Genomic DNA, 21,391 nt, shown 5'->3' with positions numbered 1-21,391 from the left:
ATCTACTACCGGAGGATGCCCATGCTTTTTACTACGCAGTACTCAAAATCGGAACAGGAAGAGCCAAACGCCAAAAAGACGGTTGGGGCTGAGGAGTTGCCTTTCTTTATGCCCGCTATGCCACCTCTGGGTTGCTTGAGAGCCTGCCGGCGAATGAATAAAAGGGTAATTAAGAAATTGGTTGGGCGGGCAAGAAGGTGGGGAAGAGTGGCTGACCGGTAACGGCGGTTGTTTTTAGCGCTAGCACTAGAACTATCGCCCATAAAAAAAGGCGGCCGAAGCCGCCTTTTTTCGCATCCTACTGAGGGGTCAGTCGATTAAGCTTTCACTTCTTCGATTTGCACCGCAGCGATACGCTTGCCTTCTTCCGCGCCAGCTTGGAATTCAGAAATCTTATCGAAATTCATGTAACGGTAAATTTCGTCAGACATAGAATCCAAGTTCTTAGCGAACTCCATGTACTCGGCAGGAGTAGGCAGTTTGCCCAAAATAGCACCTACAGAGGCGAGTTCCGCGGAGGTTAGGTACACGTTGGCACCATCGCCCAAGCGGTTAGGGAAGTTACGGGTAGAGGTAGACAGTACCGTGCTGTTAGGTGCTACACGTGCTTGGTTACCCATGCACAGTGAGCATCCTGGCATTTCGGTACGCGCACCGGCACGGCCAAAGATGTTGAAGTAACCTTCTTCCATTAGGATGTGCTCATCCATACGGGTTGGAGGCGAGATCCACATGCGGGTAGACATGCCGCCTTTGTGAGCGTCCAGCAGCTTACCAGCGGCACGGAAGTGACCAATGTTGGTCATACAAGAGCCGATAAACACTTCGTCTACGTTGTCACCCGCAACTTCAGACAACAGTTTGGCATCGTCTGGGTCGTTCGGGCAGCAAACGATTGGCTCGTTCACTTCGGCCAGGTCGATTTCGATAACCGCGGCGTATTCGGCGTCGGCATCCCCTTTCAGCTGGCTTGGGCTGGCCAGCCACTCTTCCATCTTCTGGGCGCGGCGCTCTAGGGTACGGGCGTCGCCGTAACCGTCAGCAACCATGGCACGCAACAGGGTGACGTTGGAGGTTAGGTATTCTTTGATGGACGCTTCTTCTAGCTCAATGGTACAGCCAGCAGCAGAGCGCTCGGCGGAAGCATCTGACAACTCAAAGGCTTGTTCTACGGTTAGGCCTTTCAAGCCTTCAATTTCCAGTACGCGGCCAGAGAAGATGTTCTTCTTACCTTTTTTCTCTACGGTCAGTAAACCTTGCTTAATGGCGTAGAAAGGAATGGCGTGCACTAGGTCACGCAGGGTGATACCAGGCTGCATTTCGCCTTTAAAGCGAACCAGTACTGACTCTGGCATATCCAAAGGCATAACGCCTGTGGCCGCAGCGAAGGCAACCAAGCCAGAACCGGCTGGGAAGGAAATGCCCATTGGGAAACGAGTGTGGGAGTCACCACCGGTACCTACGGTGTCGGGTAGCAACATACGGTTCAACCAGCTGTGGATGATACCGTCGCCTGGGCGTAAAGATACACCACCGCGGTTGCGGATGAAGTCAGGCAGGGTGTGCTGGGTGCTGATGTCTACCGGCTTAGGATAGGCAGCAGTGTGACAGAAAGACTGCATTACCAGGTCGGCAGAGAAACCCAAACAGGCTAGGTCTTTCAGTTCATCACGGGTCATTGGGCCTGTGGTGTCCTGGGAACCAACGGTGGTCATCTTAGGCTCACAGTAGGTTCCAGGGCGGATGCCTTGGCCTTCTGGTAAACCACAGGCGCGGCCAACCATTTTCTGAGCCAGGGAGAAACCTTTGCCGCTGTCCTGTGGCGCTACTGGCGTGCGGAACACATCGGATACTGGCAAGCCCAGAGATTCACGGGCCTTGGAGGTTAAGCCACGACCAATAATAAGGTTGATACGGCCACCGGCTTGAACCTCGTCCAATAATACGTCGGATTTGAATTCAAATTCGCTGAGTACTTTGCCGTCTTCGGCCAGGATCTTGCCGTCGTAAGGACGGATTTCGATAACGTCGCCCATGTTGAGATCGTCAACAGGTGCTTCGAATACGAGGGCGCCGGCGTCTTCCATGGTGTTGAAGAAGATAGGGGCAACCTTACCGCCGATACAAACACCGCCGCCGCGCTTGTTAGGCACGCCAGGCATATCGTCGCCGAAGTACCACAGTACGGAGTTGGTAGCAGACTTACGTGAGGAGCCGGTGCCGACTACGTCACCAACGAAAGCAACGGGTAAGCCTTTGCTTTTGACTTCTTCAATCTGCTTCATTGGGCCAGTGACGCCGTGCTCTTCAGGCTCTAAGCCGTCACGAGTCATTTTGTACATGGCTAGTGCGTGTACTGGGATATCTGGACGGCTCCAGGCGTCTGGGGCAGGGGATAGGTCATCGGTGTTGGTTTCGCCAGTAACTTTGAAAACCACCATCTTTTGGCTTTCTGCTACTTTGGGCTTGCTGGTGAACCACTCGGCGTTGGCCCAGGATTCCATCACTTCTTTGGCGTTGGCATTGCCAGCTTTTGCTTTTTCTTCTACGTCGTGGAAGGCATCGAACATTAGCAGAGTGTGCTTTAGCTCTTCTGCTGCAAGCGTTGCCAGGGCGGCGTCATCTAGAGCAGCTACTAGAGTTTCGATGTTATAACCACCGTGCATGTTGCCCAGTAGTTTGATGGCCTCTTCCTTGGAAATCAGTGGGCTTGAGGCTTCACCTTTAACGATGGCAGACAAGAAGCCGGCTTTAACGTAAGCGGCTTCGTCTACACCTGGGGGAACGCGATTAGAGATTAGATCAAGAATTGCGTCTTCTTCTCCCGCAGGCGGGTTTTTCAACAGCTCGACAAGTCCAGCTACCTGTTCAGCGCTTAGCGGTTTCGGCGGCACACCTTCAGCGGCACGCTCTGCTACGTGTTTACGGTAAGCTTCAAGCACGGTGATATCCTCTTCTAATTGGGGTTACTCCTGACCACAGCAACGCGGTTGTCGGAGGGTGTCCATGTGTGTCATGGATTGAGTGAACGTAAAGAGCCAAGTCACTCGGGCGGCGTATTCTACAGGAATTAGCGTAAATTGTTAAGCTGGTACAGGGCGCTAAAACACAGCCTTTGGTCGTACGGCAAAGGTTTAATAGGCAAAAAATGTGCGCTTTTGCGCAGTTATTGGCCGCAAGTGGATTATTTAGACGATTAACCGGCCTACTACGCTCAGAAGCTGTCTAATCGGTCAGATTAAGCCGGGTTTTTATGGTCCATTGTTGGCCAGCACCAAATTTAATGCGACAAAAAAAGGCGTAATAGGTGTTTGGCAATTAACGCTGGTTTGTCGATAATAGCCCCTTGTTAAACATCGCCTGGCAACCTACATGCTTTTTAAACCTGTCCGTACTCCGTGTGTTGGTATTTGTTCCACCGGCATTGGCGATGATGTCTGCCGCGGATGTAAACGATTTAGCCATGAAGTCATCCACTGGAATGGCTACAGCCAAGAACAGCGCCGTACCATCGCCAACAGGTTGGAGGGCTTTTTAAGCCAAGTGGTGGCCAATTATTTCGAAATTGTTGACCAGGGATTGTTAATAGCTCAAATGGAACACCAGCAAATTCGTTTTCAGAAAGATCAGCCTCCACACTGCTGGGTTTTTGATCTGTTAAAGGCCGGTGCCAGCCAAATTGACGATATAAGTTTGTATGGTTTGGCGGTGACTCCGGGCTATAAAAGCTTGCCTTTGCCAGAGATAAAGCTTGCTATCGATGCGGATTTCTATCAATTATCCGTGGCCCATTACGAGCGTTATATCTCTCCCGCGCAGTGGTCCAACAGCGTTTTCACCTAAACAGTTTTTGTCATGATCCCCACCAGTCAATTGTCTCAGCTGCCGGCGCATTTTGCCGCGTTAATCGAGCCCATCGATGCGTTCTTACAGTGCCCCACCCCAGAGGCGTGGTTGGCTGAGGCTGCGAAACCTAGCAATTTACAAACGTTATTGGTCGATCATTGTAATTGCGAACTAAAGGCCGCGCAGACCGGTTTGCTTATGATGAGACGCTACGGTTTGTCATTGGATGCCATCGAGCTCATTAAAGACTGGACTAAGCCCTTCGAAGATTACGTGTATTTCTTGGCAGGCGACGGTAAATTTCCGGATAAAAAAGCAGCCTTTTCGGTTGAGCTTGCTGCAAAGGACGAGACACCTTTGGCGCGCGATATTATTCGCAAAATGTTGGCGTTGGTAAAAGAGGAGCTCATGCATTTTGAGCAGGTGCTGGATGTAATGCGTCGCCAGAAGGTGGATTACGTTCGCCTGTCGGCCTCTCGCTACGCCGGTGGTATGATCAAAAAAGTGCGCACCTACGAACCTGCTGCGCTGATGGATAAACTTGTCATAGGCGCATTGATAGAGGCTCGCTCCTGCGAGCGCTTTGCACGGCTGGCGCCTCGGCTAGACCCAGCCATTGGCCAGTTTTATCTGCGCTTGCTGAAATCCGAGGCGAGACATTACCAAGACTATTTGTCCTTGGCCCAGCAGGTAGCTGAGCAAGATGTGAAACTTGCCGCAGGGTTTGATCAGCGGGTGCAAGAGTTGGCTGAGGTGGAGGCCAGTTTGATCGCGTCAGAAGATACGGAATTTCGTTTTCACAGTGGCGTGCCAGCCACTGCGCACTAAGGCTGCTGAATGCGCCAAGCCGTTTGGGCTCAAAAGCAACAAAGCCAATAGTGCTGACCGCAAGCTATCGCCTCGATGCGGCGGTCGGTCTGGGGCCATCAGAATGACACACATTGATGGTTTAGTAAGAAATTAAGCTGCGCATTTTTATTTTGAACGCTTGCAAGCGTTTGGATGCGAATTTAAGACATATCAAGCATCAGTTTGGTTGAAGGGAGACGTTGGCTATTCGTTTACACAGTTCAGCCACTGAATCAGAAATCTCCCTTTCGATACTGCGGGGCACTCGACCGCGCGCAGAGATAAAGACCGTTCTTTATGTTAAAGTTTTTTGAAGGATTAGTAGAGCCGTTCCCCGAGGACGAGCCGCAGCAACCACCGAAGACCCTTGTGGCGTTCTGCCGTTATTACACCAAAGGTTTTGAAAAGATATTACTGCTACTGGGTATTTTGACTGCCTGTTTGGCCATCGGAGAGGCTTTTTTATTTGCAATATTGGGCCAGTTGGTGGACTGGTTAGCCCAAAGCCAGCGGGATACCTTCCTAGCCGAGCAATGGCCTAAGCTGCTGACGATGAGCGTGTACATTTTACTGGTGATGCCGATTATTGTGTTTTTGCAATCAGCTGTGGTTCACCAAGGGTTAATGGGCAACTTTCCCATGGTAGTGCGCTGGCGATCTCACCGTTATTTACTTAGCCAAAGCTTTGGCTTTTTTCAAGATGAGTTCAGCGGCCGCATTGCAACCAAGGTGATGCAAACATCTTTGGCGGTGCGTGAATCGGTAATGAAATTACTGGATGTGCTGCTGTTTGCTTGTGTGTATTTAGTTACAGCCATTGTGTTGCTGGCCAGTTCAGACCCGCGCTTGAGTGTGCCTTTGGTAATTTGGTTGTTAGCCTACGTTACCGTTTTAAAATTCTTCGTGCCCAAACTGCGTAAAGTGTCGTCGATGCAGGCGGATGCCCGCTCGGTGATGACCGGCCGAGTGGTGGACAGTTATACCAATATCCTAACCGTTAAATTGTTTTCCCACGCGGCTCGTGAAGAAACCTACGTGCGTGAAGGTATGGACGGGTTTTTACAAACCGTGCATCCGCAAATGCGTTTGGCGACCTATCTTAATGTGGTGATATGGGCCATTAACATGACACTTATTTTTTCGGTTGGCGCCTTGGGCATTTATTTGTGGTTAGGGGACGCCATCAGTATCGGCGCCATTGCTATTGGGATGAGTATTTCCATTCGGCTAACCGGGATGTCCCATTGGATTATGTGGGAGACCAGTGCCTTGTTTGAAAACATCGGTACCGTAGAAGACGGCATCGCTACTTTGGCCGAGCCCAGAGACGTGCAAGATGTCGCCAGTGCCCACCCGGTGCAGGTGCCCAAAGGCAAGATTGAATTTAGAAACGTTGGCTTTTCATACATTGGAGCAGAAGCTGGTTCTGAACTGTTAAACGAGCCAGTATTTGATCAACTCAACCTCACCATAAAGCCGGGTGAAAAAGTGGGTATTGTCGGTCGTTCGGGCGCAGGTAAATCCACCTTCGTGAATTTATTGCTGCGCTTTTTTGATGTTCAACAAGGGCAGATTTTTATCGATGAGCAAAATATCAGCAATGTGCAGCAGGAATCGCTGCGAGGTTGTATTGGTATGGTTACCCAGGATACCTCTCTATTGCATCGCTCGGTACGCGAGAACATAAAATTTGGTAGGCCTGGAGCCTCCGATGAAGAAATGATCGCCGCTGCGGTTAAAGCCGAGGCCCACGATTTTATCCTCAACTTGCGCGATTCCGCCGGTCGTACCGGTTACGATGCCCAGGTGGGTGAGCGTGGCGTAAAATTATCCGGTGGCCAGCGGCAGCGCATCGCCATTGCTCGGGTAATGTTAAAAGACGCTCCCATTCTGGTGTTGGATGAAGCCACATCGGCGTTGGATTCCGAAGTGGAGGTTAGTATCCAACATAGCCTAAACCGCCTGATGGAAGGCAAAACGGTTATTGCCATTGCCCATCGCTTGTCCACCATCGCCGCTATGGATCGCTTAGTGGTATTTGATCGCGGAGCCATAGTAGAGCAGGGCCGACACGATGAACTGGTGGCTCAGGGCGGATTGTACGCGCAATTGTGGCAGCATCAATCGGGTGGATTTTTAACCGACGAAACCGACCAATAAAAATGAAAATAAAAAAACCACCCGCATGGGGTGGTTTTAATCGTTGAGTGAAAGCTACAAGTTGGCTTCAGCAAACTCCGCCAACGCAGAGCGCGGTACCCCTTGCAGTTGTATGTTGCCGCCATACTCAAAACTTTTAAAACGCTCGGTTAGGTAAGTCAAACCGGAACTTGTGGCATTGAGATAGGGCGTGTCTATTTGAGCCAGGTTGCCAAGGCAGATTACTTTGGAGCCACTGCCGGCCCGGGTCACAATGGTTTTAATTTGGTGGGGGGTTAGATTTTGGCATTCGTCAATGATAATTAAACTCTGCTGAAAACTGCGCCCTCGTATGTAGTTTAATGACTTAAAGTGCAGAGGCACCTTATTTAATACGTAGTCCACGCTGCCGGAGCAGTCTTCGTCGTCACAGTGCAGTGCTTCTAGGTTGTCCGTTATGGCGCCCAGCCAGGGTTCCATTTTTTCCGCCTCGGTGCCCGGTAAAAAGCCAATGTCTTCATCCAGCCCCTGGGTACTTCTCGTGGCGATAATGCGTCGGAACATTTTCGTCGCCATGGTCATTTCTATGGCGGCGGCCAGTGCCAAAATGGTTTTACCGGAGCCGGCGCTGCCGGTTAAATTCACCAGGTGTACGTCCGGGTCTAGCAGCAGGTTAAGGGCGCAGGCTTGGTAAATATCTTGCGGTTTTAAGCCCCAGGCCTCGGTTTCCATCAATTGGTGATGGTCCAAATGCAGTAATGTAATTTCGTCGGCTTGTATATCTAAAACTCGAGCGACGAAACCGGTTTCGTCTAAAATAAATTGGTTAAAATACACATCTTGCAACGGCCCAATTTTGGCCAGTGTGTGTAAGGTGTGGCCCATCTTTTGCCGGGTTTCTACCTCGTCAATGGAATCCCAAAAACTGCCCTCAAATTCCAAAAAGCCCTTGTTCAGTTGCTCGATGTCTTTAACAGATTGGTCGCTGTGATAATCCTCGGATTCAATACCACAGCCCCGCGCTTTTAGGCGAAGATTAATATCTTTAGTCACTAGCACCACGCGCTGGTCGGGGTGATCGTGTTTGAGTAAGTTGATGTCGTTGAGGATTTTGTTGTCGTTGAGGTGAGTGGGTAGCAGAGTGAGGTTGTCTGGTGCCTTGGCCATTAATACCGACAGTCGGCCCAGCTTGTCGTTTAGGCTGGCCCGCGGAATGGGGATGCCTTGTTCAATGTCATCTGGCAGTGCACCGCCTAACAGTTTATCTAACTCGCGAATGGCTTGGCGGCAGTCGGCGGCTGTGGTGTTGCGGCCATTTTTGAGTTTGTCTAATTCTTCGAGCACCGTCATTGGGATTACAACGTGGTGTTCTTCAAAGTTCAATAGTGCAGTGGGGTCGTGGACTAGGACGTTGGTGTCGAGTACGTAGCGGATTGGTAGGTTTGTATTGCTGGTTATTGCAAGTTGCGTTTCACCCATAAGCATTCACTTCCTTTCAGCGTCGGAGTATCGGCATAGCCAAGCTAAGCAACTTGTCTAGAAGATCCCCGGCGTGTGGAGCAAGCGCTCGCAACAGCCAGAACATTCTCCCTATGACATGCTCACCGCCCTTTGTGTCAGACGGCAGTTGATTACTGGCTAGGTAAATTTATAGCAGCAAGTAAATGTCGATACCAGAGATTTTTTACGATGGGAGAAGGTAGGAGTGGGCGGCACAGAAACGAGACTATGACAGGCTTTTTTGACATAGGCCAGATATTATTAAATCAAATCGTTAGAGTGAAAATTGATTCTAGATAAACTGCCGTCCAATCATGCATTTAGCTCGGTTAGTTAAACCAAATGTAGCTGACAGCTAAATGCCCTTTGCGGGCAGTTGGAAGTATAATTCCGACTCACTTTTTTCGCTCTGCTCTTGTAAAGAGTGATGGGCGGGGTAGCTTTAAACCGCAGCAAGCTGCGCTAGGGCCTGTTGACACTAACTTGGCACCACTGCTGGAGGCTACGCGCCCCGGGCTACGCGCCCCGAGCATCTTCCCGTTCAACTAGGCGCCAAGCGTGAAATGTAGTGGGCCTACATGAGCGATTGGCAACAACGTTGAGCGGGAAGCTGGCTCCAGCCCTACGGGTTGAGCCAGGAAATAGCCCACTCGTTGTTGCTCACCGCTTATTTGGGCCCACCAAACTTCGCGGTTCGCGCCTAGATTGGACTATTTCCTGACTCAACAGAGGCTCCGAATTAGTGTCAACAGGCCCTAGGAGCACGTTTTACGATGCTCATCTGTGTTTGGTGCTGTTGATTCTTGCTGCAGTTATCTATCATGGTGTTCATTTTGTCGCCTGCGTGTTTGATTGCCTGGGTGTTTAGCTACCTGGGTGTTCAATTAGTAGGCGCATAACACGTTAATAGCCGTAAAACTTGGTGTAGGTGTTTTTATCGTGCGAAGATCCAAAAGTTGTTGTGCCCATCACCCTGCGCCAACAGAGGCGGGTGAGGAGACTAGCCATCAGCACGCCTGTTGCGGACCGGTTAACCTAGCAGCCAAACCTCACGAAAACGACTGCTGTGCTCCCAGCCACAATCGTATTGACTGGCTGTTGTGGGGCAGTGTGGTGGCGGTTGTTGTGGGGTATGTGAGTTATGCCTTCAGCTTGGTTGGAGGGCATGGCAGTTCTTGGCAGGCGACGGCTGCGCACAGCGTATACGAGCTGATCAACACCATGTGGTTTAGTGTGATACTGGCGATCGTGTTTGTTGGTGTGTTAAGCCAAGTGCCGCAATCCTTAGTGATGTCAGTACTGGGGCGCGGCGGCAGTGTGAACGGTTTAGCGCGAGCCACTGTGGCTGGGGTGATGATGGATCTTTGCAGTCATGGCATTTTGATGGTTGCCATGAAACTGTATCAAAAGGGCGCCAGCCTTGGGCAAACCATGGCGTTTCTTGTGGCCAGCCCTTGGAACTCATTCTCTTTAACCTTAATTCTGTTCGCGTTAATAGGTTGGCAATGGACGCTGGCTTTCATCGTCTTATCTATGCTGTTGGCCTTTTCCACGGGTTGGATTTTCGATCGCTTAGTGGCAGCCAAAATCCTGCCAGGCAACCCGTGTACCGCATCCGTAGAGGAAGCATCCCGTCCTTTGCTAGCCCAGGTTAAAACCCACTGGCAGAATGCCAATTGGGATCGGCAGCTGGCGTTAACCATTCTCAAAGAGGGGTTGTCCGGTGCCCGGATTGTGTTGCGGTGGTTACTGTTTGGCGTGGTGTTGGCTAGTCTTATCCGAGCTCTGATCGATCCGGATGTGTTCCAACAATATTTGGGCCCCTCCGCTCTTGGGCTAGCAGTAACCTTAGTGGCGGCCACGGTGATAGAAGTGTGTTCCGAAGGTTCGGCCCCCATTGCCGCAGACATCATGAACCGCACCAGCGCACCCGGTAATGGCTTTGCATTTTTAATGACTGGTGTAGCCACGGATTACACGGAGGTGATGGTGATAAAAGATACCATGCAATCCTGGAAAGTGGCGCTGTTTTTGCCGCTGGTGACACTGCCACAGGTGATTGTTGTGGCTGCGGTTTTGAACCAATTGTAAGAACTTTTTGGCCTCAAAGTAGACTCAGTGAGCGTAGTTAAACGAACGCAAAGTAATAAAAGGATGGGGTCAATGAGAGCAACCAAAAAACTAGCCTATTCACTGGCGGCTGCAGTGGCGGTATCTGCCTTGGCGGGGGCGCCTGCTTTTGCTGGCGAGCAGGCCGACAAAGCAATCAGTAAAGCGCTGAAACACAAGGTCAGAACCAGCGAAGAAAAAGCCCGAGATAACGAGCGTAAACCGCTAGAAACCTTACAGTTTTATGGTCTAGAGCCGGATATGACGGTCATCGAACTGCTGCCCGGTGGCGGTTGGTATACCAAAGTGTTGGGAAATACTTTGAAGAAAAAGGGCAAGCTATACGTGGCAGTGGGAGCCAGCCGTGTGGCGGAAAACCTGTCCGAATGGAAGCTAGAAGACGTAGAGGTTCTTGCGGCCAATGCGAATATGGTTGGCACCGATGTTAAAGGTATTTTCGACATCGAAAACCTTGAGTTTGACGTGGATGACGTGGATATGGTGTTAACCTTCCGCAATGCCCACAATCTAACGCCAGAGGCCCGAGCGGACTTAAATGCCAAGGTGTTTGCCGCGCTCAAGCCCGGTGGTGTATACGGCATTATCGACCACACCCGTCGTCATAACGAGCCCTATAGTCGGCCGGTATGGCGCCGACTGGACCCGGTATTGGTTATTAAAGAAGCCTTGGATGCCGGTTTTGAGTTTGAAGGATTTAGCGATTTACACTACCAAGCCGCCGATGGCCTTACAACAGATACTCGGGATGAGGGTATGACCGGCCCCAGCGACCGATTCACCCTGAAATTCCGCAAGCCACAATAAACCCGGTAAGTATTTAAGCTTTTTTCCACTCCACGGTAGACTACGGCTTTTGCCATTTTAGTAGTCTGCCGTGTTGCCCGAACTCCCCGTCACAGAAATCCTGTCCCGTTTAAGCCAAAGTCTGAATACTCAGGATCAGGCCATCGTCTTGGCTCCGCCCGGCGCTGGTAAAACCAGTTTAATCCCTTTGGCGCTGCTGGCCGAACCCTGGTTGGCCGAGCAAAAAATCATCCTATTGCAGCCACGCCGCATTGCCGTTCGCTCGGTGGCGGCGCGTTTGGCGGAGCTACTGCAAGAGCCTGTGGGTGAGCGTGTTGGCTACCGCGTGCGGCTAGAGACCAAAGTTAGCGCTCGTACTCAAATCGAGGTGATGACCGAGGGCTTGTTTTTAAGAATGCTGCATGCCGACCCAAGCCTGGACGGCGTGGGCATCGTTATTTTTGATGAATGCCACGAGCGCCACTTGGATACGGATTTAAGCCTGGCGTTGGTGCTCAATAGCCGCGAGCTGCTCTCTGATCTGCGAGAGCAGCCGCTAAAATTATTGATGATGTCCGCCACGCTGGACGGCAGTGGTTTGCAGTCCATGCTGAGCCTTGCCTGCGGGCAAGCCGTTGAGGTGATAGAGAGCCAGGGCCGCCGTTATCCGGTTGAGGCCATATACAGCCAGAACGCCACAGCACCTACTATGGCACCGGTGGAGCAATTGTGTGCGCCTATACAGCGGGCATTAACTGAAACCGAAGGCAGTGTGCTGGTATTTTTGCCGGGCGTCGGTGAAATACAGCGCCTACAGGCGGGCTTGGGCGATACCTTGTCTCAGGCGGGGCAGGCGATGGAAGTTTTACCCTTGCATGGCAATTTGCCGTTAGCGCAGCAAAGGGCAGTGATTCTGCCGCCCACACCCGGCCGGCGCAAAATAATACTCGCCACCAGCATTGCCCAAACCAGTTTAACCATCGAAGGGATTACCGCCGTGGTCGACTCCGGTTGGATTAGGGTGCCGAAATACGACCCGCGCACCGGCCTGACGCGGCTAGTGACTGAGCGAATCTCACAAGCCACAGCAACCCAGCGCGCGGGACGTGCCGGGCGCCTGGGGCCGGGTAGAGCGTATCGGGCCTGGCCGGAGTCTATGCAGTCGCAATTAGCGCTAAGAGATGCCCCAGAGATCCTCTCCGCCGACTTATCGGCTGTAATGCTGCAGGTAATCGATTGGGGGGCAGATGACGTTGATTCTTTGCATTGGTTGGATAAACCTCCAGCTGGCGCGGTGGCTGCAGCCGTTGGCCTGCTAAGTGATTTGGGAGCTGTATCCCAGGGCCAAATTACCTCGGTGGGGCAGGCGTTAATGCAAATACCGGCCAGCCCGCGTTTGGCCTGTATGCTGGCGGCGGCCTGTGACCAGCACAGCGTGGAGCTGGCCGCCAATTTGGCGGCGTTAATTGGCAACAAAGATCCACTGTACAATGCTCATTCCGCCGATATAGAACTGCGTTTGGCACTGTTGAATAAAAAGAGCGGGCACCAGCAAATTCAACGCGAATCTCGCCAGTTATTCAGCGCTACCTGGTCGCAGACCCAATCTCGCCGGCAGCCTCTGCCCAATGGCGTAACCGAGGACAATTTAATCGGTTATCTACTGGCCCACGCCTACCCAGACCGAATAGCCAAGCGCGGTAAGGGGTGCCACTACACGTTGGCCAATGGCCGAGGTGTTTCATTGGAAGAGCATGACCCGCTGGCCAAGAACGAATGGATAGTGGTGGCCAGCTTGGGTGGCATAAGCGGGCGCAGCCGAGACAGAGTATTTTTAGCCTCAGGCTTTGATGCTGAACTCCTTAACGGCCCGTTAAAAGACCATTGTGTTGAAGAATGCTCGGTTGAGTGGAATGAAAATGGTCGATTCCAGGCCCTGCGTCAAATCAAGCTGGGCCACTTAATTCTTTCCAGCCACGCTATCGATGAGGTAACGCCAGCCGAGAAGGAGGCCGCGCTGTTGGCGATGATCCGCGAGCAAGGCTTAGGCTTGTTTACTGTTAGTGAAGACGTGGCTCAGTGGCGCGCGCGTGTGGCTTGCATGGCGCGCTTGTATCCGGAGGAGCAATGGCCTGACGTAAGCGATAACGGGATTTTAACAAACCTGGAGCAGTGGTTTATGCCTACAGCAAGTTCGGTTGCTAACTTGGCGGATATTGCCAAGCTTAACTTAGCTGACTTGCTGGCTAATCTGTTGGTTTGGCCCCAACCTCAGCAGTTAAAGGATCGTTTACCGAGGAAACTCACCGTGCCTTCCGGTCTGGTGGTTAATATTGATTACAAGGCCAGCCCGCCAGTACTGGCGGTTAAACTGCAAGCCATGTTTGGTTTAACGCAAACTCCCTCGCTTGCCGATGGCCGGCTACCGCTAGCCATTCACTTGTTATCACCCGCTGGGCGGCCATTGCAAATTACTCAGGATCTGGCCGGCTTTTGGGCGGGTTCCTACCATGAGGTGCGCAAAGAACTAAAGGGTAGGTACCCCAAACACCCCTGGCCGGAAGACCCGGCAACGGCCCCGGCCACCCACCGAGCAAAACCCCGTAAATAAGAGCTTAAACTGCCACATGCCCAAAAATGTAAAGCTTTACATTTTTGGGCATATGGCGTCTAAGTGCGCCTATCTGGTGCAATATTTCTGTGCCTAAAATCACCAGTTCCATAATGAAGCTTAAATTTATCGTTGGCACAATTACTGTGCAGAATTATTTCTCCAATTTAGTTTTACTATAACATATTGAATTTATTGATAAATATTTAAGTCTGTCCATTGGCTCTGCTTGCCATCGGGAACTTTTTGCGTAGTTCATTAAATTATTGGTTGACGTCATTTTTTTATGAGGTAAGTTAAAAATGTAAACGTTAACATTGCGTTGTTTGCCCAATCATGTTGTCGCCAATAAGGAGATCCTCAATGCAGGAAAATCGTGCTCGTAGTGTGTGTAAGTTAGCCGTAGCAGTTGCGTTGGCTGGATCAGTGGGGCCTGTGTGTGCGCAAACCATTGAGGAGTTGGTGGTAACCGCTGAAAAGCGTGAATCTAGCGCGCAGACCACGGCCATTTCTATGAAGGTGGTGGGCGATGAAGAGTTGGCTAATGCCGGCGTTACGGAGCTGGCCTCCATTACTAATATCGCGCCCACCGTCAATGTTGCGCAAAATAACGATAACACCTTGATCACCATCCGAGGGGTATCCAGCCGGGATTACACCGAAACCGGTGATCCCGCTGTGGCCGTGAATATTGATAATTTCTATTTCCAAGATTCGCTGGGCCTAAACGCCGCGTTATTCGACGTGCAGCGCATAGAGGTGTTGCGCGGCCCCCAGGGTACGCTCTACGGCCGTAACGCAACCGCCGGCGCGCTCAACATTACCACCAATAAACCGGGCCAAGAGTTGGCCGGCAAAGTGGCGGTGGAGTTTGGCGATTACGGTACTCGCAAAGGTGAGGGAGCTGTGGATGTGCCCCTGGCCCAGAATTTATCGCTTCGCTTGGCGGGTATGATTAAGCAATCCGACGGCTACCGAGATAACGGTGCAGGCGGGCACGGTGATGAAGACGATTCCAAGGGCTTTCGTGCGCATTTGGCCTGGGATGCCACCGATCGCTTTTCAGCTTTGTTGACCTATGAGCTAGTCGATATCGGCGGCGTCGGCGCCGCTCCCAAGGGGGTGCTCTACGAGCAAGTGAATAGTGACGGCACCTTACAATTGGGCGACGATTTGGAGTGGCAGCTTAATCGCGAGGGTGAGCGCGACATTGAGCAAGAAAGCCTACGAGTGGCTTTGAATTACGACTTCGATGCGCTTTCGATTATTTATTCTGGTGGCGTGCGCAATCAAGACTATCTGCGTTCGAATGACCAAGATGGTGGCACCTTGCTGGATTACTCTTGGGTGCAGGATGGCGAATCTACCGCGCAAAACCATGAAGTTCGATTTATCTCAGATTTTGACGGCATGGTGAACTTTCAGGCCGGTGCGTTTTACTTTAAAAACGATGGTGATAAATCCAACGCCTATTTTCGCTTGTACGGCCTGCTGCCAGATAACGCACCCTATGATTTCTACACCTTTTTGTATCAAACCGAAAATGAATCCTCTGCGGTGTTTGGCCAGCTGAGCTTTCAGTTAACAGATGACTTGGAATACGAGATAGGTGCTCGTTACACGAAAGATAAAAAGGCTCAAACGGGTATGTTTGACCAAGGGGCTGGGTATTTAACGGACTTGGATTACGCCTATGACGGTAGCAAGGTAACCTGGCATACCGGGGTTAATTGGGATGTTTCCGATGATCTATTCCTCTACGCAAAAATAGACCGTGGCTATAAGGCAGGCGGCTTTAAAAATGACGCCGAGTATAATCCGGAAGAGATTACCGCCTATGAGGTGGGTAGCAAATCTCAGTTTATGGATAACACCTTGCAGTTGAATTCTAGTTTGTACTATTACGATTATACCGATCTGCAAGTTTTGCAAACCGATCCGGTCAGCGGTGTTGCCCGCACATACAATGCTGGCGCAGCTACAATTTACGGTGCCGAGCTTGAGATGCTGTTCCTGCCTACAGAATACGACAGCATTGATGTGAGCTTGGCCTATGTGAGTGCGGAGTACGATGAGTTCTGTACCGTTACCGCAGGTTCCTGCCCGGCAGAAAGCGATTTTAGTGGCAACAAATTACCCCAGGCGCCAGAAATCTCCGCGATTTTAGGCTATAGCCACGACTTCCCTTTAGCGAGCGGGATGATTACGGCCCGTTTGCAAACGCGTTTCCAAGACGAAAGCTATTTCACGTTCAACAACCGCAAAACTGAGTGGCAAGACGCCTACACTAAAACAGACGTTTTACTCACCTACCGCAGTGACGAGTTGCCAATTTCGGTTACTGGTTATGTTCGCAACCTAGAAAACGAAGCGATACTGACAATGTCGGAAGAGGCCGGTTATATGGGGGGCTATTTAGTGCAATACGCAGCGCCAAGAATGTACGGCCTGCGAATGGATTACGAGTTTTAACAATTCCTTGTGTGTGCTACTGGTTAGTACGTTGCTTTAAGGCCCTGCGGGGCCTTTTTTTTATGGTTTTAATTCGGAAGCAGGGGCTAGCAAAGGCCTAGGCATTGGTTAGGCGCTGTGAGAATTGTGGGGCTTTTGTAGCCGGTGGGGCGAGAGCTCGGGGCGAGAAATGGGGGCGAGAAATGGGGGCGAGAAATGGGGGCGAGAAATAGGGGCGAGAAATAGGGGCTAAAGCGCCCCGGATTTTACCATGTCGGCGGCGAGTGCCGCAGCTCTGGCGGTAAACGCCATGTAGGTGAGGGATGGGTTTTGATTGGCGGAGGAGCTCATGGCGGCGCCATCGGTGATAAAAATATTATTCACATCGTGGCACTGGTTGTTGCCATTAACCACAGATTGGTTTGGGTTGGCTCCCATTCTGGCGCCGCCCATTTCGTGTACAGCGGCGCCCCCGGGTTCTGGGGCATTGTGTGAGGCCAGTACGTTGCTGTTTACCAGTTTTAGCATCTTCTTTGCCTGGGTTTGCGCGTGGCGTAACAGTTTTTCTTCGTTTTCGCCGTGGCGCATATCAATATTGAGTAATGGTAGCCCCCATTTATCGAGTTTATTGGCCAGTGTTACTCGGTTGTATTCCTGTGGTAGGCACTCTGCAAAGGCCACCATCAAAATGCGCCACTCGCCTTGTTTGGTAAGAGCATTTTTCAGTGCTTGGCCTGTGCCTTGGCTTCTGGCGCCTCGCTTCCAGTTAGTGCGAAAGCCAACGCCCTGGTAGCTGTAGCCTCTTACAAAGTCGTGCTGTTGTTTCTCTAAATTGGTAAAGCGCGGAATAATAAAGTTGGATGGGCGGTTGCCAAAATAACTGCGGTCTTCCAGCTCGTGCACGCTTGCTACCATGCTTAGGGAGTGGGCGTGGTCCATGATGTATTTGCCCAATGTGCCACTGCGATTGGCTAGGCCGTTGGGGAAGTGCTCTGACCTCGAGCGCAATAAAAGGCCGACGCTGTTGAAGGCTGAGGCATTAAGAAAAAACAGCTTTGCGCTGAAGCGTGTGCGTTGGCCCGTTTTGCTGTTAATGCAATTGACGTGGCTGGCTTTACCGGTGGCGGAGTCGTGATCGATGGTATCAACGATGACATCGGTTTTGAGTGTCAGTCGGCCGGTGGCTTTGGCGGCCGGTAGGGTAGAGCTTTGCGTTGAAAAATAGGCGCCAAAGCTGCAGCCTCGGTGGCAAATGTAGCGATATTGGCACGGCGCTCGGCCATCTTTGGCTTGGGTTAAATTGGCCGAGCGGCCAGGGATAAGCTTGCGATCCTGGTAGTTTTTAGCGATGCGGTCGGCCAGCAGTTGCTCTATGGCGGAAAGCGGCATGTGTGGTTGGAAAATGCCATCGGGCAGTTGTGGCAGATTTTCCTTGGTGCCATTGATGCCAATAAACGATTCGACGTGATCGTACCAGGGTTTTAAATCTTGGTAGCGCACGGGCCAGTCGATGCCGTAGCCGTCTTTTTTATTGGCGGCGAAATCCAAATCGCTCCAGCGATAACATTGCCTGCCCCAGGTAAGAGAGCGTCCACCCAGTTGGTAGCCTCTGCGCCACTGAAAATTACTGTGCTCCGGTGTCAGGTAAGGATGTTCGGAATCCTTCACAAAGTGCGGCATAGACCATTCATCAAAGTTCATGCCTTTGCTTTGTACTGCGTAATCTTGCTGCAGTAGCTCTGGATTGTTAAAGCCCATAAACGGCATTTCCCAGGGTGCCTTCATCTCATTGCTGTAGCCGCTGCCGTGTTCGATATTGCGCCCTCGCTCTAGCAGCAGTACTCGTAACCCACGCTCGGTTAATTCTTTGGCCGCCCAACCACCGCTAATGCCCGAGCCAATCACTATTGCATCGAAATCTGTTTTCATGAAAACCACATCGCTAGCCAGTCGTTAGATAGATAGGGGGTTGCTTGTTGCTGGGGGATGTCCGGCAGCCAACGGCCGGGTACTGCGGCGTAGCGTAGGTGTTGGGCGGCGCCTTGTTGGGAGGCGAAATAAATGGAAAGCACCGCCATTTTAACTGTGGCCCATTGTTGCTTTGCTTCGGTGCCCAGTTCTTCGGTGAAACATGCGCGGTCCAGTTCCGCGACAACCTCGTTCAGAGCGTTTGGTGTGATGTCTGATGGGGTGCTGGGGGTTAGGTGGGCAAAGTGGGCGGTGATGCTTGCCAGTGCATTGAGATCTACGCCAAGCCAGCCTGTGCTAAGCCGTTGCTGTAATTGCAGCCCTGGGCTGGTGCTGGCTGCGCCGGGAATTAGGCCTTCGGCGATCAGATCGATGCGTTGAAACAGTACATCAGGTCTGCTGTGCTCTGGTGAGGCCAACGATGCTAATGGCAGCATGGCAGCCCAGGTCAACAGTGTTCTTCGGGGTAGGGTGGGGGGCGATGGCTCAGGCATGGTGCATTCTCGCTCACAGCTTTGGGGGTAAAAAGTCAGTATTAATCAATACTTAGGAGGTTTCAATAAAAATGTAAATGTTTACATTTTTGCACCAAGTCTATCGTTGTTGATTACTTTTGGTGCGTTTTTTCATTCCTAAAACAACGGGCCAAATTACCTTTAACGCAGTTATTGACGTTATCGCCGTGCGCGAAATCTTTAATAAAATACTGTTTTTAAAGCATATTATTTTTTAAAGCTTAGTCTATCTAGGTCACACAAAGTACCGGGGATAAGAATTTGGCAAAACACTTGCTAAACCACTTGCAATTAAAAATGTAAACGTTAACATTTGTGTGTGGTAGGCCAGTAAGAGAAAAATACGCCCTGGTCTGGCTGAAATAGGCTTGAGGGCCCCGCGGGATAATCGTATTTTGTCGTAGCAGACTCATTAAACGACAGAACTAGGAATTTAGCTTGGCCAACATTAAAGACATAGCCGAACTTGCCGGCGTATCCATCGCTACCGTGTCACGCACGCTGCGGGAACCACACAAAGTAAAGCCGGCCACCTCTAAGAAGGTAAACGAGGCAATCGAAAAGCTCTCGTACAAAACCAACTTAGTGGCTAGTAGCTTACGTAAACAAAAAGCGGATGCAGTCATCGTTGCTGTACCGGATTTACACAACTCCTTTGTTGCGGGCCTGGTGCAAGGGGTAGAGAACGTCGCACGGGAAAACGGCATAAAAGTCATGCTGGGTGTTACCGAAGGCAAGCAAGAGCTATTAGATCGCCATTACGAAATGGTGGCCGGTAAACAGGCGGACGGGATGATCGTGTTAGATGTGAATACTCCGTCGGCGATTATCAACAATACCAGCGGCAAGCCATTGCCCATAGTGCTGACTTGCGAATACGAAGCTATCTTACTGTGCCCAAGGGTGAGGTTTGACAACATAGAAGTTGCCGCAGAGGCGGTGAGTTATCTGGTTTCTTTAGACCATAAAAATGTGGCTTATATTTCCGGCTCGCGGACTTTGCGCATGAGCCGAGATAGGCAAAGCGGTTTCCGCTTGGGGCTACGCAGGGCGGGGCTCACGGTCAACGAAAATATCATTGCCGGCGGTGACTACCGAATAGAAACCGGCGTTGAAGCAACCCAGGCGTTGATAGAGTCTGGCGAGAAGTTCACCGCCATTGTGTGTGAAAGTGATGAAATTGCTCTGGGTGCGATTCATACCCTGGCAGAGGCTGGGCTACAGGTGCCCGAGGATATTAGCGTACTGGGAATGGATAACATTCGGTTTGCGCAATACGGTAATCCGCCGTTAACAACCATTGCATTGAAGTCGTCCCAGGTAGGCGAACAAGCTATGCGATTGCTGCTGGACTACTACCTCGATGCCGAAGCGGCCAATAGAGAAATTATTCTACCGCATCAATTGATCGAACGGAAAAGCACAGCGCAGTTACTCAGCGGCAAATAGCTTTTTATAGCGCCTATTGCTCTTATTAAAGGTGGAAGCGCTGAAACTGGTCTCTGCGAGGAAGCGCGTTTTGAATTAACCGTAAGAATCGGTCTGTGGCCGTTTCAAGACAATATTTTTTTAGTATGTGCATGTGATGGAGGCGGTTTTTGAAACGCAGAGATGTAGTTAAATGGATGGGGTTAGCTGCGGTTACGTCAGCGTGCCCAACGGTGCTGTCGAGTTCTAACCCTTATTTTCAAAAGCCTGGCCTACAGTTATTTACGGTAATGAAGCTGCTAGATCAAGACTTCGAAGGTACCTTATCCGCGGTACAAGGCATTGGCTACCGCACTGTGGAAACTGTAGGTGCCTTTGGCAAACCGGCTTCCCAGGTGAAAGAGCTGCTGCAGCAATACAATCTTTACACGCCTTCCCAACACCTTATGCCTGGTACTCTTTACCAAGATTTTTCCGCCTACAATCAGGGGAAAATTGGTTGGGATGAAATCGTCAAACGATTTACCTACGCATTTGATTTTAATCGGGTGGAATATTTTATTGAAGAGGCCATAGGCCGTGCTCAAACCCTTGGGCAAGACTACATCGTTTGGCAGCTTAATTGGTTGCCTGAATACGGCAAAAAAGAACTCAAGCAACACGTAAAAGCATTTAATACCGCTGGTAAAATGTGCAAAGAAGCAGGTCTTCAATTTGCGTTTCATAATCATGACCACGAATTTACCAGCGTCGGTGACACAACTTACTACGATCTTTTAGTGCAAAATACGGCACCGGATTTAGTTCAGTTAGAAATGGACTTTATGTGGGCAACCTTTGCCGGGGCGGACCCGGTGGTTTATTTAAAACGGTACGCCGACCGTTACAAAATGGTGCATTTGAAAGATCTGACTAAAGACAGAAAAATTACCATACCCGGTAAGGGCACCGAAAATTTTCAAAATTTACTCTCTGTAAGTGAGCAAGTTGGTGTGCAATACGCTTTTGTTGAATTTGATCAGCCGAACGCCCCGATGCAAGAAATCGCTGAAGCTTACAATTATCTTACCCGTATCAAAAAACCATAAAAAGCCAGCGCGGCGCTAAATACGCGGCGCGCTTGGTCATAAACGGCCCAACAACACAATTTTTTAAAACATGGTTGCAATAG

13 protein-coding genes are annotated in these 21,391 nt (G+C 50.9%); 9 read left to right on the top strand and 4 right to left on the bottom strand.

The window, feature by feature from the left end; genetic code table 11:
- Positions 1–317 precede the first annotated feature (317 nt).
- Positions 318–2,942, bottom strand: a complete 2,625-nt coding sequence (acnB, locus tag ACGHM3_RS14525) for a bifunctional aconitate hydratase 2/2-methylisocitrate dehydratase (protein WP_345422545.1) — start codon at positions 2,940–2,942, stop codon at positions 318–320.
- A 430-nt stretch (positions 2,943–3,372) separates the two neighbouring features.
- Between acnB and ACGHM3_RS14520 the strand changes: the two genes are divergently transcribed.
- From ACGHM3_RS14520 to ACGHM3_RS14510, 3 genes are all read left to right on the top strand, one after another.
- Positions 3,373–3,843, top strand: a complete 471-nt coding sequence (locus ACGHM3_RS14520; protein ID WP_345422542.1) for a DUF1289 domain-containing protein — start codon at positions 3,373–3,375, stop codon at positions 3,841–3,843.
- A 12-nt stretch (positions 3,844–3,855) separates the two neighbouring features.
- Complete coding sequence (locus tag ACGHM3_RS14515; RefSeq protein ID WP_345422539.1) at positions 3,856–4,674, top strand: tRNA isopentenyl-2-thiomethyl-A-37 hydroxylase MiaE; 819 nt, start codon at positions 3,856–3,858, stop codon at positions 4,672–4,674.
- A gap of 318 nt (positions 4,675–4,992) precedes the next feature.
- Positions 4,993–6,855: an ABC transporter ATP-binding protein gene (locus tag ACGHM3_RS14510; protein WP_345422536.1), complete on the top strand. Its 1,863-nt coding sequence runs from the start codon at positions 4,993–4,995 to the stop codon at positions 6,853–6,855.
- Between the two features lie 54 nt (positions 6,856–6,909).
- Here ACGHM3_RS14510 and ACGHM3_RS14505 read toward each other — a convergent pair whose 3' ends face one another.
- Positions 6,910–8,313: a PhoH family protein gene (locus ACGHM3_RS14505; protein ID WP_345422532.1), complete on the bottom strand. Its 1,404-nt coding sequence runs from the start codon at positions 8,311–8,313 to the stop codon at positions 6,910–6,912.
- Positions 8,314–9,273: 960 nt separating this feature from the next.
- Between ACGHM3_RS14505 and ACGHM3_RS14500 the strand changes: the two genes are divergently transcribed.
- From ACGHM3_RS14500 to ACGHM3_RS14485, 4 genes are all read left to right on the top strand, one after another.
- Complete coding sequence (locus ACGHM3_RS14500) at positions 9,274–10,425, top strand: permease (RefSeq protein ID WP_345422529.1); 1,152 nt, start codon at positions 9,274–9,276, stop codon at positions 10,423–10,425.
- A gap of 72 nt (positions 10,426–10,497) precedes the next feature.
- Positions 10,498–11,268: a methyltransferase gene (locus tag ACGHM3_RS14495; RefSeq protein ID WP_345422526.1), complete on the top strand. Its 771-nt coding sequence runs from the start codon at positions 10,498–10,500 to the stop codon at positions 11,266–11,268.
- Positions 11,269–11,338: 70 nt separating this feature from the next.
- Positions 11,339–13,858, top strand: a complete 2,520-nt coding sequence (hrpB, locus tag ACGHM3_RS14490) for an ATP-dependent helicase HrpB (protein WP_345422523.1) — start codon at positions 11,339–11,341, stop codon at positions 13,856–13,858.
- A 363-nt stretch (positions 13,859–14,221) separates the two neighbouring features.
- On the top strand, positions 14,222–16,330 hold the full coding sequence (locus tag ACGHM3_RS14485) for a TonB-dependent receptor domain-containing protein (RefSeq protein ID WP_345422519.1): 2,109 nt from the start codon (positions 14,222–14,224) through the stop codon (positions 16,328–16,330).
- A 228-nt stretch (positions 16,331–16,558) separates the two neighbouring features.
- On the opposite strand, the gene ACGHM3_RS14480 is transcribed toward ACGHM3_RS14485, so the two are convergent.
- Positions 16,559–18,238: a GMC family oxidoreductase gene (locus ACGHM3_RS14480; protein ID WP_345422516.1), complete on the bottom strand. Its 1,680-nt coding sequence runs from the start codon at positions 18,236–18,238 to the stop codon at positions 16,559–16,561.
- Positions 18,235–18,771 (bottom strand): hypothetical protein, encoded by a 537-nt coding sequence (locus ACGHM3_RS14475; RefSeq protein WP_345422513.1) that lies wholly within the window; start codon positions 18,769–18,771, stop codon positions 18,235–18,237. Before ACGHM3_RS14475 ends, ACGHM3_RS14480 begins: the two co-directional genes overlap by 4 nt.
- A gap of 459 nt (positions 18,772–19,230) precedes the next feature.
- Between ACGHM3_RS14475 and ACGHM3_RS14470 the strand changes: the two genes are divergently transcribed.
- A complete protein-coding gene (locus tag ACGHM3_RS14470) occupies positions 19,231–20,241 on the top strand; it encodes a LacI family DNA-binding transcriptional regulator (protein WP_345422510.1) in 1,011 nt (336 codons plus the stop codon).
- A gap of 176 nt (positions 20,242–20,417) precedes the next feature.
- Complete coding sequence (locus tag ACGHM3_RS14465) at positions 20,418–21,308, top strand: sugar phosphate isomerase/epimerase family protein (protein WP_390518255.1); 891 nt, start codon at positions 20,418–20,420, stop codon at positions 21,306–21,308.
- Positions 21,309–21,391 lie beyond the last annotated feature (83 nt).

The organism is Halioxenophilus aromaticivorans (assembly GCF_042850945.1).
Taxonomy (GTDB): domain Bacteria; phylum Pseudomonadota; class Gammaproteobacteria; order Pseudomonadales; family Cellvibrionaceae; genus Halioxenophilus; species Halioxenophilus aromaticivorans.
Note: the sequence above shows the minus strand (reverse complement) of the source record. Positions and strands in the feature narration are given on the sequence as shown.